Source organism: Phenylobacterium sp. (assembly GCF_035276905.1).
Taxonomy (GTDB): Bacteria; Pseudomonadota; Alphaproteobacteria; order Caulobacterales; family Caulobacteraceae; genus Phenylobacterium.
The window spans coordinates 1-12,592 of the sequence record NZ_DATELG010000425.1; the positions used below are offsets into that span (position 1 = coordinate 1).

Below are 12,592 nucleotides of genomic sequence, written 5' to 3' on the forward strand. Positions count from 1 at the left end.
CTCTCACCAGCGCCAGATACGGGGCGGCGAACGCCCACTCCTCGTCCGAAACGTCCGTCGAATAGGGCTTGCGAGTCATGACGACTCGCTGACCTGCGTCGGTTGATCAGTCCCTAACAGCCTCTAGCAACTTCGCACACCTATTGGGGGAATTTTTACCGCAACTCGACCTCCGGGCGGGCGCCTCGGTTGCTCGGCCGCGCGTTAATCCTTGCGGAGACGCCCTGGTGACACTCCGACCGATCCCGCCCTTGGGCCTGCGCCCCCTGACCGCCGTCGAGCGTGTGATCGCCCGCGAGATCTTCGGCGTCGCCCTCGATCCCGCGGCGGTGCGCATCCTGGCGATCCCCTTCTGGCGGCGCGCCTTCGTCGCCGGCCCCCGGCTGATCGTCTGGCCGGCGGCCGCCCTGCCCGTGGACTTCGGCGCGGCGCCGCTGGCCCTCCAGGCGGCCTTCGTCCACGAGCTGGCCCACGTCTGGCAGGCGCAGCATGGGGTGGGACTGCTGCGGGCCAAGCTGAAGGCCGGCGATTCCGCGGCGGCCTACGCCTATGACCTGGCCGCCGGTCCGGACTTCCGCCGACTGAACATCGAGCAGCAGGCGATGGTGGTCGAGCACGCCTTCCTGGCCTCGCGCGGGGCGGCCACCCCGCACCCGCCGGAGCTCTACGCCGAGGCGAGCTCGGCCTGGCGGCAGGGTTAAGCGCCGGCCGCAGGGAATGTCCTTGCCGCGATTGGGGCCTTTCGCTCTTGCAGGGCCCCCAATTTTTCCCATATCCGCTGCGACGCCGGACGCGGAGGCGAACCTTCGCGCCGGCCGAGACTTAATCGAACCGGGGACGACCGCACTTCAAAGGCGCTTCGACAAGAAGGCTTCCCCGCGGCGTCCGCCAACAAGGAGCGAGAAAGACTCTCTATGAGCAAGATTATCGGCATCGACCTCGGCACCACCAATTCGTGCGTCGCCATCATGGACGGCAAGCAGCCGAAGGTGATCGAAAACGCCGAGGGCGTTCGCACGACCCCGTCGGTGGTGGCGTTCCTCGACGACGGCGAGCGCCTGGTGGGCCAGCCGGCCCGCCGGCAGGCCGTCACCAACCCGTCCAACACCTTCTTCGCCATCAAGCGCCTGATCGGGCGCCAGTGGAATGACCCGATGGTCGAGAAGGACAAGGGCATGGTGCCCTACGAGATCGTCAAGGGCCCGAACGGCGACGCCTGGGTGCGCGCCCATGGCAAGGACTATTCGCCCCAGCAGATCTCGGCCTTCATCCTGCAGAAGATGAAGGAAGCCGCCGAGCAGCACCTGGGCGAGAAGGTCGAGAAGGCGGTCATCACCGTCCCGGCCTATTTCAACGACGCCCAGCGCCAGGCGACCAAGGACGCCGGCAAGATCGCCGGCCTCGAGGTCCTGCGGATCATCAACGAGCCGACCGCTGCGGCGCTGGCCTACGGCCTTGAGAAGAACGAAGGCAAGAAGATCGCCGTCTACGACCTCGGCGGCGGCACCTTCGACATCTCGATCCTGGAGATCGGCGACGGCGTCTTCGAGGTGAAGTCGACCAACGGCGACACCTTCCTGGGCGGCGAGGACTTCGACCTCAGGCTCGTCGACTACCTGGCCGACGAGTTCAAGAAGGAACAGGGCGTCGACCTGCGCAAGGACAAGCTTGCGCTGCAGCGCCTCAAGGAAGAGGCGGAAAAGGCCAAGAAGGAGCTTTCCTTCACCACCCAGTACGAGGTCAACCTGCCGTTCATCTCGATGAACGCCTCCGGCCCGCTGCACCTGAACGTCAAGCTCTCCCGCGCCAAGCTGGAGGCCCTGGTCGAGGACCTGATCGCCAAGACGGTCGGTCCCTGCGAGCAGGCGCTGAAGGATGCGGGCCTGAAGAAGTCCGACATCGAAGAAGTGATCCTGGTCGGCGGCATGACCCGCATGCCCAAGGTCGTGGAGACGGTAAAGGCGTTCTTCGGCCGCGAGCCGCACACGGGCGTGAACCCCGACGAGGTCGTGGCGCTGGGCGCCGCGGTCCAGGCGGGCGTGCTGCAGGGCGACGTCAAGGACGTGCTGCTGCTCGACGTGACCCCGCTGACCCTGGGCATCGAGACCCTGGGCGGCGTCTTCACCCCGCTGATCGAGCGCAACACGACGATCCCGACCAAGCGCAGCCAGACCTTCTCGACCGCGGACGACAACCAGTCGGCGGTGACGATCCGGGTCTTCCAGGGCGAGCGCCCGATGGCGGCCGACAACAAGCTGCTCGGCCAGTTCGACCTGGTGGGCATCCCGCCGGCGCCGCGCGGCGTGCCGCAGGTCGAGGTGACCTTCGACATCGACGCCAACGGCATCGTCCACGTCACCGCGCGCGACAAGGCGACGGCCAAGGAGCAGTCGATCCGCATTCAGGCCAACGGCGGCCTGTCGGATTCGGACATCGACGCCATGGTCAAGGAAGCCGAGTCCCACAAGGCCGAGGACGAGAAGCGCAAGGCCGGCGTCGAGGCCAAGAACCAGGCCGATGCGGTCATCCACTCGACTGAGAAGGCGCTGAAGGAGCACGGGGACAAGGTCGGTCAGGCCGACCGCGACGCCATCCAGGGCGCGCTCGACGACCTGAAGGGCGTGGTCGACGGTGGCGACGCGGAGGTGATCGCGGCCAAGACCCAGACCCTGATCCAGGCCTCCATGAAGCTGGGCGAGGCCATGTACAACGCCCAGAACACGCAAGGGGCGGAGGCGGGCGGCGCCGAGGCCCGGGCCCATGGCTCGGACGACGTGGTCGACGCGGAATTCGAGGAAGTCGACGGCGACGAGAAGAAGTCGGCGTGACATCGCGCCCCATGGCGGCCGCGGGCCCGATCCGCCACAAGGTCGCCATGGGGACGTCGCCGCCGCCTTCGCGGGACAAAGCGGCCCTCGCTGCGTTCGGCTACAAGCCTTGCAGCGCAGCGAGGGCCATCCCACTTAACTTCAACAACAATCTGAGCGCCTGACCGGTCTGATGCGGGACTATTACGAGATCCTGGGCGTTGTGCGCGGCTGTGACGACGCGGCCCTGAAGTCCGCGTTCCGCAAGCTGGCGATGGAACACCATCCCGACCGCAACGGCGGCTGCGAGGAAGCGACCGGCCGCTTCAAGGAGATCAACGAGGCCTATTCGGTCCTCTCCGACCCGCAGAAGCGCGCCGCCTACGACCGCTTCGGCCATGCCGGCGTCAACGGCGCGGCCGGCGGCGGGCCGCAGTTCCACGACGTCGGCGACATCTTCAACGAGGTGTTCGGCGACGTCTTCGGCGACATGTTCGGCGGCGGCGGACGCCAGCGCCAGCGCTCCGGCCCGGCGCGCGGCCAGGACCTGCGCTACGACCTGGAGATCAGCCTTGAGCAGGCCTACGCCGGCGCCGAGGTCGAGATCGCCGTGCCCGCGGCCATGACCTGCGAGGTCTGCACCGGCTCGGGGTGTAACGTCGGCGCCAGCCCGACCACCTGCACCACCTGCGGCGGCGCCGGCCGCGTGCGGGCGACCCAGGGCTTCTTCGCCATCGAACGCGCCTGCCCGCGCTGCGGCGGCTCGGGCCAGATGATCATGGACCCGTGCGGCGAGTGTCACGGCCAGGGGATGATGCGCAAGGAGCGGGTGCTCTCGGTCCGCATCCCGGCCGGCGTCGACGACGGCTCGCGCATCCGGCTGGCGGGCGAAGGCGACGCCGGCTCGCGCGGCGGCCCGCGCGGCGACCTCTACATCTTCCTCTCGGTCAAGGCCCACGAGCTGTTCGAGCGCGACGGCCTGGACCTGCTGTGCACCGTGCCCGTGCCGATGGCCATCGCCGCGCTCGGCGGCGAGATCGACGCGCCCTGCCTGCTCGGCGGCGAGAATTGCGACGGCCATTCGAAACTGAAGGTCCGCGTGCCGGAAGGCGCCCAGACCGGCCGCACCGTCCGCCTGAAGGGCCGCGGCATGCCCTCGCTGCGCTCGCGCGAACGCGGCGATCTGGTGGTCGAGCTGTTCGTCGAGACCCCGACCCGGCTCACCCCCCGGCAGAAGGAGCTGCTGGCCGAGTTCACCCAGAGCTGCGGCGAGCAGCAGCACCCGAAGTCGGCGACCTTCCTCGGCAAGGCCAAGCGCTTCTGGAACGAGGTCACCGGGGCTTAAGGACGCCGCGCGCCCTAACCCCGCGCCGGCTCGGTGATCAGCCGCGATTTGCGGCCGAAGGTGACGTAGTCCCAGAGCCAGCTCAGCGCCACCGCGATGCGGTTCCTGAGGCCGATCAGGAAGTAGACGTGCACCACGCTCCAGAAGGCCCAGCCCAGGAAGCCGGTCAGCGTCAGCCTGCCGAAGCTCACGATCGCCGCCTTGCGCCCGATCGTCGCCAGGTCGCCCTGGTGGCGATAGCGGAACCGGACCGGCGCTGAGCGTCCGCCCACGCGCGCGGCGATCGTCTCGCCGGCGAAGCGGCCCATCTGCTTGGCCGCCGGCGCGAGCCCAGGGATCGGCCTGCCGGCCTCGGTCTTGGCCGCCGCCGTGTCGCCGACGACGAAGACCTCAGGATGACCGGGCACGGTCAGGTCCGGCCCCACCTCCACCCGCCCCGCGCGGTCATGCGCCGCCCCGAGCCATGACCCGGCCGGCGAGGCCTGGACGCCGGCGGCCCAGACCACAGCGCCGGCGGCCACGCGCTCGCCGCCCAGCAGTACGCCGGCCGCATCGACGCCGGTGACGGCCGTCCCGGTGCGCACCTCCACCCCCATGCGGGTCAGGGCGCGCTGGGCGTAGGCGCTCAAGGCCTCCGGGAAGGCGGGCAGGATCCGCGGCCCCGCTTCGATCAGCAGCACCCGCGCGGCGGCCGGATCGACCCGGCGGAAATCGGGCGGCAGGGCGTGGCGGGCGATGTCGGCGATCGCGCCGGCCATCTCCACGCCGGTGGGCCCGCCGCCGACCACCACGAAGGTGGTCAGCGCCTGGCGCGCCGCCGCCTCGTCCTCCAATTCGGCGCGCTCGAAGGCCATCAGGATGCGCCGCCGGATCGCGGTGGCGTCCTCGATCCGCTTCAGCCCCGGCGCGAAAGCCGCCCAGTCGTCGTGGCCGAAGTAGGCGTGGGTCGCCCCGGTCGCCACCACGAGGAAGTCGTAAGCAAACTCGCCGGCCGTGGTGCGCACGCGCCGGGCGGCGAGATCGATCCCGCCGGCCTCGGCCATCAGCACGCGGGCGTTGCGCTGGTCGCTCAAGACGCCGCGGATCGGCCAGGCGACGTCCGCCGGCGCCAGGGCCGCCGTCGCCACCTGATAGAGCAGCGGCTGGAAGAGGTGATGGTTCTGGCGGTCGATCAGCGTGACCTCGACCGGCGCCGCAGCCAGCGCCTTGGCCGCCTCCAGCCCGGCGAAGCCCCCGCCCAGGATGACGACCCTGGCCCGGCTCGCACCTTCGCCCATGTCCCGCCCTCCGCGGCAGCCGCCGGCGAGGCAACTTAGGCGAGCGGGGCGCCCGCTTCCAGCGCTGCGGCCCCCAGGACCATTTGCGATAGCCGCGCCTTTCGGCTAGAGGAGCCTTCCGCTGCCACGCACCCGTAGCTCAGCTGGATAGAGCGTTGCCCTCCGAAGGCAAAGGTCGCACGTTCGAATCGTGCCGGGTGCGCCAGCGGTTTCCGCGAGCCGAATAGCCCCGCGCCTCACGCCGCCTCCCCCCACAACCTCGCCGCCCGGCCCGCCGCCCTGACCCCACACGTCCGCGCCAGCAGCCCAAGCGCGCGATTGCGCCGCCAGATGGGGAGCTGGAGGCGCTTCAGCGCCTCCAGCGGCTGCGCGTAGCCGGGGTCGTCTTGCCGGCAGAGCTGCTTGACGGCGTTGTTGTAGATGTCCGTCAGCGCCGCCAGCCGCGCCGGGCTCAGCGCATGGTCGGCCTGCCAGCAGCGTTCGATGTCGCTGGCGTTGCGCGCCACATCGGTCCAGAAGGCCCTGACGCTGCGCCGCGAGACGCTCGTGGGCACGACCCTGTAGAGGGCGCCGACCTGGTCGATCCCGGCGAAACGCGCGCCGCGCCGGGCGCAGTCGAACAGGAACCGCACGTCCTGCACGACCGGAAGGTCCGGGCGAAAGCCGCCGACCGCCTGGGCCAGGCTGCGGCGGTAGAGGATGGCGCCCGGCGGGGGCAGCACCTCGCGGGCGAAGACCAGCTGGGCGTCGGCCTGGATCGCGGCCATGTCGACGAAGCGCGTGACGCCGCGCCGCCACTGGCCGTCCGGCCGCTGGGCGAGCTCGCTCCAGCCGGAGAAGACCACGTCGGCGCCGGCGCGCGCGGCGGCCTTGCGTTGAGCGGCCGGGGCGCCCGGCTCGAGCAGGTCGTCGGCGTCGAGGAAGACGATCCAGTCGCCGGCGGCTTCCTCAAGGCCCCAGTTGCGGGCGGCGCTGACGCCGCGGTTGGGGCCCGACAGCACCCTGATCGCCGTCCCGTACGACCGCAGGACCTGAAGCGTGTCGTCGTGCGAGCCGTCGTCGACGGCGACGACCTCCAGCTCGCCCTCCTGGGCGAGGGCGCTGTCGAGCGCCTCGCGGATGGTGGCGGCCGCGTTGAAGCATGGCACGACGATGCTGAGCACGGAGCCTCGCGCTGGCGGCTAACGTCCCCTCGCCGAAAAGCGCAAGCGCGCGGTGGGTTTCACGCCTCGCCGCTTACTCTCGCAATGGCGCTCCGTCAGCCGCCGCTCTGCGCGCGCCGCAGGGCCTCGAAGGCCCTCAGCGAACTCAGCGTCATCTCCTCGTCCAGGGCCCGTTCGCCGGCCCAGCGCTCGCCGCGCAGCACAGCCTCGCGGCTGGCGGCCAGCTCCAACCATTCCTGGCGCTCGCGCCGCAGCTGCTGGCGCACCCGAAGATCCTCGGTCTTCTCGATGAGCAGCTCGCAGGTGCGCGCGTGCTCCCGATATTCCCGGATCTTGTCCATGGGGCTCCTCCCTGGAGTTTCTCCAGCGGTGTCCCACGTCGCCCCTTTTCACATGATCATTTGTTGCAACCGGGCAAAGAGCCGGCGCAACTGCTCATCCTGAAGTCTGCCCGCCGCGCCCGGCGCCCGTCGTGTGGGCGCCCCATGGCCGAGACGCCGGCCGCGGGGTTAGGGTCCGCGGCCATGAAGAGCCTGCTGATCGTCTGGCATTCGCGCACCGGCGGCGCACGACAAATGGCCGAGGCCGCTGCGGACGGCGCGGCCGGGGAGGCCGAGGTGCGCACCCGCCTCCTCGCCGCCGACGCGGCCGGACCCGACGACCTGGTCGGCGCCGACGGCTATCTGTTCGCGGGCCCGGAGAACCTGGCGGGACTGTCGGGGGCGATGAAGGAGTTCTTCGACCGCTGCTACTATCCCGTGCTCGACCGCATCCAGGGGCGCGCCTACGCGGCCATGATCTGCGCCGGCAGCGACGGGACCGGCGCGGCCCGCCAAATCGCCCGGATCGCCACCGGCTGGCGGCTGCGGCCGGTCGCCGAGCCGCTGATCGTCTGCACCCACGCCCAGACGCCGGAGACGATCCTGGCGGAGAAGACGCTGAGCCCCGAGCAGCTGGCCCCCTGCCGCGAGCTCGGACAGGCGCTGGCGGCGGGCCTGGCGCTCGGGGTCTTCTGAGCTGGCGCTTTAAGGAGGGTTTTACCGGATCAGGCAAAAAGTCGATTCGACGCGGCCGATCCTCCGCCCTTCGGCGAGGCGCGCGGGGAATCAGGACGGATGTCTGGGACCAACAAGCTGCCGGCGGTCGGATCGGAGCTGATCTGCGTCTCGATCGGCCAGCACCTCTACGCCATCGACATCATGCAGGTGCGCGAGATCCGCGGCTGGACCGTCTCGACCCCGCTGCCGCATGCCCCGCCGCACGTGCTGGGCATGATCAACCTGCGCGGCTCGATCCTGCCGGTCATCGACCTGGGCTCGCTGCTGGGCGTCGGCGTGACCTCGGTCTCCGCCTCCTCGGTGGTGATGGTGGCCCAGATCGGCGAGCATCAGGTGGGCCTCCTGGTCGACGCCGTCTGCGACATCCTGATGGTCGCCGACAACATGCTGCAGGAGCCGCCGAACGTCGGCGACCGGGTGCGCGACTTCGTGGCCGGCGTGATGACCACCGACCAGGGCATCGTCACCCTGCTCTCGCTCGACCATGTGATGCCCGAGGGCCTGGCGAACGCGGCCTGAGGCGAGTCGTTCAGTCGCCCGAAGGGCGCTCGCGCCGGCTTCTCCCTTTCGTCATGGCCCGCTTTATGCGTGCCACCCAGCCCAAGGCGCCGGCCTCATCAACTGCGGAACGACATTGGGATGGGTCGCCGGGACAAGCCCGGCGATGACGGAAAAATATGCAAGCCGAGCGCCGCGTGCTCGTCACAGCGCCGTCGGTGCTCCGCTGAGGCGTCAGACCTCGACCGGACGTCGGACCGCTACCCTTCGCACCACCGACCAGGCCAGGAGGGCGACCGCAATCCCGACGCTGTCGGCGAGGAGGTCGCGGACGTCGCCGTCGCGGCCGAACGGCATGGCCCACTGCAGCACCTCGATCAGCGCGCCCAGGCCGAAGGCGAAGCCGGAGATCAGGCGCGGGCGCTCCGGCCAGAACGCCAGGCCGACCCCGGCGAGCACGCTCCAGGCGATGGCGTGCTCGGCCTTGTCCCACAGGCGCTCCTTGGGAAGGTCCTGGGCCGGCGCGAGCGTCAGATAGAGCAGCACCGCCACGGCCAGGCTGTAGGCGGCGAGGCGGACGGCGTGCGGCAACCGGTCCGGCCGCGGGCTCACAGCTTCAGGCCCAGCCGGGGCGCGAGCGCGGTCAGGCCGAGAAAGAGCAGGATCGTCAGCAGGCAGCCCGCGCCCAACGCCGGCCAGAACGGGACGCCGCGGCGAAGCAGGGCCGGGATCGCCAGGAACATCGGCAGCGAGGGCAGGACGTACCAGAAGGTGGCCTCGGCGTAGGCCGCCATCCCTTCCGTGTCCTGTGAGCCGCGCCACAGCCAGATCATGCTGAGAACCGCCACCAGCGGCAGCGCCGTGACCAGGGCGCCGATGGCCGGACTGCGCCGCGCGATCTCCGAGACCGCGGCGATGATCAGGCCCGACACGGCCGCCTTGACGAGCAGGTGCAGCATGGCCGCCTTCCATAGCAGACCTGCCGGCGCTTGCACCCAGATCAGGGCCTCACTAGACCATTCGCCGCCGAAGTGGACGCCGGTTCGGCGCAGCGAATGGTCTAACTTCAAAAACTTATGAGCATTCGGCGGTTCATTCGAACCGTCGAATGCTCTAGCCTCGAAGGCGCCAAGTGTGCGGAGGCGGACCAATGACTCGTCCGGTGAAAATCGGCGCGGCGGCCGCGCTGAACGACCTGCCCGGCTGGGCGGCGGTCGAGGGCCGCGACGCGATCCGGCGCAGCTATCGCTTCAAGGACTTCAATGCGGCCTTCGGCTTCATGAGCCGCGCGGCCCTGACGGCCGAGAAGCTCGACCACCATCCGGAGTGGTTCAATGTCTACAACCGGGTCGAGGTCACGCTGGCGACCCACGACGCCGACGGGGTAACAGCGCTGGACGTGCAGCTAGCCGCGTTCATGGACCAGGCGGCCGGCGCGCTGGGGGCGCAATAGCCGCCGGCTGGCCGTCGAGCCATGGTCAGGCGGCAGGAATGCTCCTACTGGTTCCGACGTGAGTCGGGGACGGGGTGGAGACCTTGGGGGAGAAAGCGCCGCGATGGTTTGACCTGGCGCTGACGCCGGTCGCCTGGGCCGCGGGCCTGGCGTTGAAGGCCGCCGCCCGGATCGATCACCGGCTGCCGACGGCTCTGGCGGCGCTCGACCGCTCCGGCCTGCGCGTCGTACGCCAGCATTACTACACGCCGCTGGTGCGCGAGGCCGACCTGCATCGCTCCCTGGGCGAGGCGCGCGCCCTGCCCGGCCTCGACCTCAAAGCCGCCGGCCAGCTGGCCCTGCTGGAACAATTCCGCTTCGCCGAGGAGCTCCTCGCCCTGCCGGAACATCCCGGCCAGGGGATCTTCCATTTTCGCAACGCCGCCTACGGCTTCGGCGACGCGGAGATCCTCTACGACATGATCCGCCATTTCCGCCCGCGGCGGCTGGTGGAGGTCGGTTCGGGCTGGTCGACGCGGCTGGCGGTGCTGGCGCTCCGCGCCAACGCCGCCCGCGACCCCGCCGACGCCTGCCGGCATGTCTGCATCGAGCCGTTCGAGCAGCCCTGGCTGGAGGCCTTCGGCGTCGAGGTCGTCCGCCAGCGCGTCGAGCTCGTGGACCGCGCGCTCTTCGCAAGCCTGCAGGCCGGCGACATCCTGTTTATCGACTCCAGCCACGTGGTGCGGCCGCAAGGCGACGTCGTCACCGAGTTCCTGGAGATCCTGCCGACGCTCGCGCCCGGGGTCCTGGTCCAGGTCCACGACGTCTTCACGCCGCGCGACTACCCGGCCGAATGGGTGGTGAAGGAGCGCCGGATGTGGACCGAGCAGTACCTGATGGAGGCCTTCCTCTCCCACAACCGCGACTTCGAGGTGATCTGCGCGGTCAACTGGCTGGCGCACAACCATCGCGACAAGCTCAGCCAGGCCGCGCCGTGGCTGGTGCAGCATCCGGGGCTCGAGCCCGGGGCCTTCTGGTTCCGGCGGGTCTAGTTGACCAGCACCGCGCCCATCAGCACCCGCGCGCCGGGCTTGCCGAGCACCTGGTCGGTGACCCGCTGCAGGTTGCGGGCGATGTAGTCGGGGTTCGGCGGCGCGCCGCTCGGCAGGCCGCCAGCGTAGATCTGCACCTGCTGCACATAGGCCGCCCGCAGCCGGGGCAGGATCAGGTCGACCTTGGACCGCAGCGCCGGGTCGGGGACGTCGATCCCGCACTCCACGGTCATCACCCCGCGCCGGTCGCCCGGCCGCAGGGTGTAGGCGGTGAGCGTGCTGATCGGGATGTAGCTCTCGCCGCCGGTCTTCTTCTTCTCCTCGCCGCCGGCGGCGGCGACCGGCGCCGCGGCGAAGAGCGCGGCGAGCGCGAGAAGCTGGCGACGTTTCATCGCCTTCCAGCCTGCCCGAATATGGTTAGCCATCTCTTTACGAGCGCGCCCGAAACTGGGGTTCGCAGACGATTCGCTAACATTCGGAGCGCGCCTTGGGCCGATTTGCGCCAACCCAACTGGACCTCGACGGCAAGGTCGTCCTGGTCACCGGCGGCACCGGCTCGTTCGGCCGCCGCTTCGTCGAGACGGTCCTGGACCGCGCCCGCCCGCGCAAGCTGATCATCTATTCGCGCGATGAGCTGAAGCAGAGCGAGATGCAGCTCGAGCTGGCCGAGCGGTTCGCCCCTGACCGGCTGTCGGCGATGCGCTTCTTCCTGGGCGACGTGCGCGACCGCGAGCGGCTGACGCTGGCGATGCGCGGAGTCGACGTCGTGATCCACGCCGCGGCGCTGAAACAGGTGCCGGCGGCCGAGTACAACCCCTCCGAATGCATCCACACCAACGTCCTGGGCGCGGAGAACGTCGTCTGGGCCTGCCTCGCCAACCGGGTGAAGCAGGTGGTGGCGCTGTCGACCGACAAGGCCTGCAACCCGATCAACCTCTATGGGGCGACCAAGCTCGCCTCGGACAAGACCTTCGTCGCGGCCAACAACCTGTCGGGCGACATCGGCACCCGCTTCGCCGTCGTGCGCTACGGCAACGTGGTGGGCTCGCGCGGCTCGGTGGCGCCGCTCTTCCAGCGCCTCCTGGCCCGCGGCGCGACGGAGCTGCCGATCACCGACGAGCGGATGACGCGGTTCTGGATCACCCTGAACCAGGGCGTCGACTTCGTGCTCTCGTCGCTGTCGCTGATGCGCGGCGGCGAGATCTTCGTGCCGAAGATCCCCTCGATGAAGGTGGTCGACCTCGCCGTCGCCATGGCGCCCGAGGGTCGCCTGAAGGTCGTCGGAATTCGCCCGGGTGAAAAGCTGCACGAGATGATGATCTCGGCGGACGACGCCCGCACCACCGTCGACCTCGGCGACCGCTACGCCATCGAGCCGGCGTTCGCCGAGTATAGCCGCAAGCCCTTCGACGGCCCGCGGCTGGTCGAAGGCTTCTCCTACGCCTCCGACAGCAACGACGAGTGGCTGTCGGGCGCGGGCCTGCTGGCGATGCTCGACGACGGCGCGGCCCAGCCGCGGCGGCGGCTGACCGACGCCCCCGTGCTTGGCGCATGACGCAAGCCTTCCTCCCTTACGGCCGTCAGACCATCGAGGAGGACGACGTCGCCGCCGTCGCCGCGGCGCTGCGGGCCGACTTCCTGACCACCGGGCCGCTGGTCGCAAGGTTCGAGGCGGCGTTCGCCGCGCGCGTGGGCGCCAGGAACGCGGTCGCCTGCGCCAACGGCACCGCCGCCCTGCACCTGGCCATGCTGGCGCTGGACGTCCGGCCGGGCGAGGCCGTGATCGCGCCCACGACCACCTTCCTGGCGACCGCCAACTGCGCGCGCTACGTCGGCGCCGAGGTGGTCTTCGCCGACGTCGACCCGCAGAGCGGGCTGATGACGCCGGACACGCTTTCCGAGGCCATGAGCCGGCTCGGCGGCCGGCGGCTGCGGGCGGTGCTGCCGGTGCACATGCGCG

General features: G+C 70.3%; 15 protein-coding genes and 1 tRNA gene. 10 read left to right on the forward strand and 6 right to left on the reverse strand.

Going from position 1 to position 12,592, the window contains the following annotated elements:
• Positions 1–227: 227 nt before the first annotated feature.
• The 3 genes from VJS38_RS20220 (at position 228) to dnaJ (ending at position 4,152) form a co-directional block, all read left to right on the forward strand.
• Complete coding sequence (locus VJS38_RS20220) at positions 228–701, forward strand: hypothetical protein (RefSeq protein ID WP_324089949.1); 474 nt, start codon at positions 228–230, stop codon at positions 699–701.
• Between the two features lie 72 nt (positions 702–773).
• Entirely contained in the window at positions 774–2,828 is a 2,055-nt protein-coding gene (dnaK, locus tag VJS38_RS20225; RefSeq protein ID WP_324089963.1) for a molecular chaperone DnaK, read from the forward strand.
• 172 nt (positions 2,829–3,000) lie between these two features.
• Entirely contained in the window at positions 3,001–4,152 is a 1,152-nt protein-coding gene (gene dnaJ, locus VJS38_RS20230) for a molecular chaperone DnaJ (RefSeq protein WP_324089950.1), read from the forward strand.
• A 14-nt stretch (positions 4,153–4,166) separates the two neighbouring features.
• Here the strand turns inward: dnaJ and VJS38_RS20235 are convergent, their stop codons facing one another.
• Positions 4,167–5,429 carry an NAD(P)/FAD-dependent oxidoreductase gene (locus VJS38_RS20235; protein WP_324089951.1) on the reverse strand — a complete coding sequence of 421 codons (1,263 nt, stop codon included), beginning with the start codon at positions 5,427–5,429 and terminating at the stop codon, positions 4,167–4,169.
• 128 nt (positions 5,430–5,557) lie between these two features.
• Between VJS38_RS20235 and VJS38_RS20240 the strand changes: the two genes are divergently transcribed.
• A tRNA-Arg gene (locus tag VJS38_RS20240) sits at positions 5,558–5,634 on the forward strand.
• 31 nt (positions 5,635–5,665) lie between these two features.
• Here the strand turns inward: VJS38_RS20240 and VJS38_RS20245 are convergent.
• On the reverse strand, positions 5,666–6,592 hold the full coding sequence (locus VJS38_RS20245) for a glycosyltransferase family 2 protein (RefSeq protein WP_324089952.1): 927 nt from the start codon (positions 6,590–6,592) through the stop codon (positions 5,666–5,668).
• 95 nt (positions 6,593–6,687) lie between these two features.
• On the reverse strand, positions 6,688–6,933 hold the full coding sequence (locus VJS38_RS20250) for a hypothetical protein (protein WP_324089953.1): 246 nt from the start codon (positions 6,931–6,933) through the stop codon (positions 6,688–6,690).
• Between the two features lie 183 nt (positions 6,934–7,116).
• Between VJS38_RS20250 and VJS38_RS20255 the strand changes: the two genes are divergently transcribed.
• Both VJS38_RS20255 and VJS38_RS20260 read left to right on the forward strand, forming a co-directional pair.
• Positions 7,117–7,608 carry a flavodoxin family protein gene (locus VJS38_RS20255; protein ID WP_324089954.1) on the forward strand — a complete coding sequence of 164 codons (492 nt, stop codon included), beginning with the start codon at positions 7,117–7,119 and terminating at the stop codon, positions 7,606–7,608.
• Positions 7,609–7,707: 99 nt separating this feature from the next.
• Positions 7,708–8,169 (forward strand): chemotaxis protein CheW, encoded by a 462-nt coding sequence (locus VJS38_RS20260; RefSeq protein ID WP_324089955.1) that lies wholly within the window; start codon positions 7,708–7,710, stop codon positions 8,167–8,169.
• 213 nt (positions 8,170–8,382) lie between these two features.
• Here VJS38_RS20260 and VJS38_RS20265 read toward each other — a convergent pair whose 3' ends face one another.
• Both VJS38_RS20265 and VJS38_RS20270 read right to left on the reverse strand, forming a co-directional pair.
• Positions 8,383–8,760, reverse strand: coding sequence for a VanZ family protein (locus VJS38_RS20265; RefSeq protein ID WP_324089956.1), 378 nt, complete (start codon positions 8,758–8,760; stop codon positions 8,383–8,385).
• Complete coding sequence (locus VJS38_RS20270; RefSeq protein WP_324089957.1) at positions 8,757–9,218, reverse strand: DUF3147 family protein; 462 nt, start codon at positions 9,216–9,218, stop codon at positions 8,757–8,759. The genes VJS38_RS20265 and VJS38_RS20270 overlap by 4 nt, the downstream gene beginning before the upstream one ends.
• A gap of 80 nt (positions 9,219–9,298) precedes the next feature.
• Here VJS38_RS20270 and VJS38_RS20275 point away from each other — a divergent pair, with 80 nt between their 5' ends.
• Complete coding sequence (locus VJS38_RS20275; RefSeq protein WP_324089958.1) at positions 9,299–9,601, forward strand: 4a-hydroxytetrahydrobiopterin dehydratase; 303 nt, start codon at positions 9,299–9,301, stop codon at positions 9,599–9,601.
• 83 nt (positions 9,602–9,684) lie between these two features.
• Complete coding sequence (locus tag VJS38_RS20280) at positions 9,685–10,632, forward strand: class I SAM-dependent methyltransferase (protein ID WP_324089959.1); 948 nt, start codon at positions 9,685–9,687, stop codon at positions 10,630–10,632.
• Here the strand turns inward: VJS38_RS20280 and VJS38_RS20285 are convergent.
• Positions 10,629–11,024: a hypothetical protein gene (locus tag VJS38_RS20285; RefSeq protein ID WP_324089960.1), complete on the reverse strand. Its 396-nt coding sequence runs from the start codon at positions 11,022–11,024 to the stop codon at positions 10,629–10,631. The two genes, VJS38_RS20280 and VJS38_RS20285, sit on opposite strands and share 4 nt — an antisense overlap.
• Positions 11,025–11,119: 95 nt before the next feature.
• Here VJS38_RS20285 and pseB point away from each other — a divergent pair, with 95 nt between their 5' ends.
• Together pseB and VJS38_RS20295 are read left to right on the forward strand one after the other, a co-directional pair.
• Positions 11,120–12,187 (forward strand): UDP-N-acetylglucosamine 4,6-dehydratase (inverting), encoded by a 1,068-nt coding sequence (pseB, locus tag VJS38_RS20290; protein ID WP_324089961.1) that lies wholly within the window; start codon positions 11,120–11,122, stop codon positions 12,185–12,187.
• Positions 12,184–12,592 (forward strand): aminotransferase class I/II-fold pyridoxal phosphate-dependent enzyme (locus tag VJS38_RS20295; RefSeq protein WP_324089962.1); only part of this gene is annotated, 409 nt, incomplete at its 3' end. The genes pseB and VJS38_RS20295, both read left to right, overlap by 4 nt.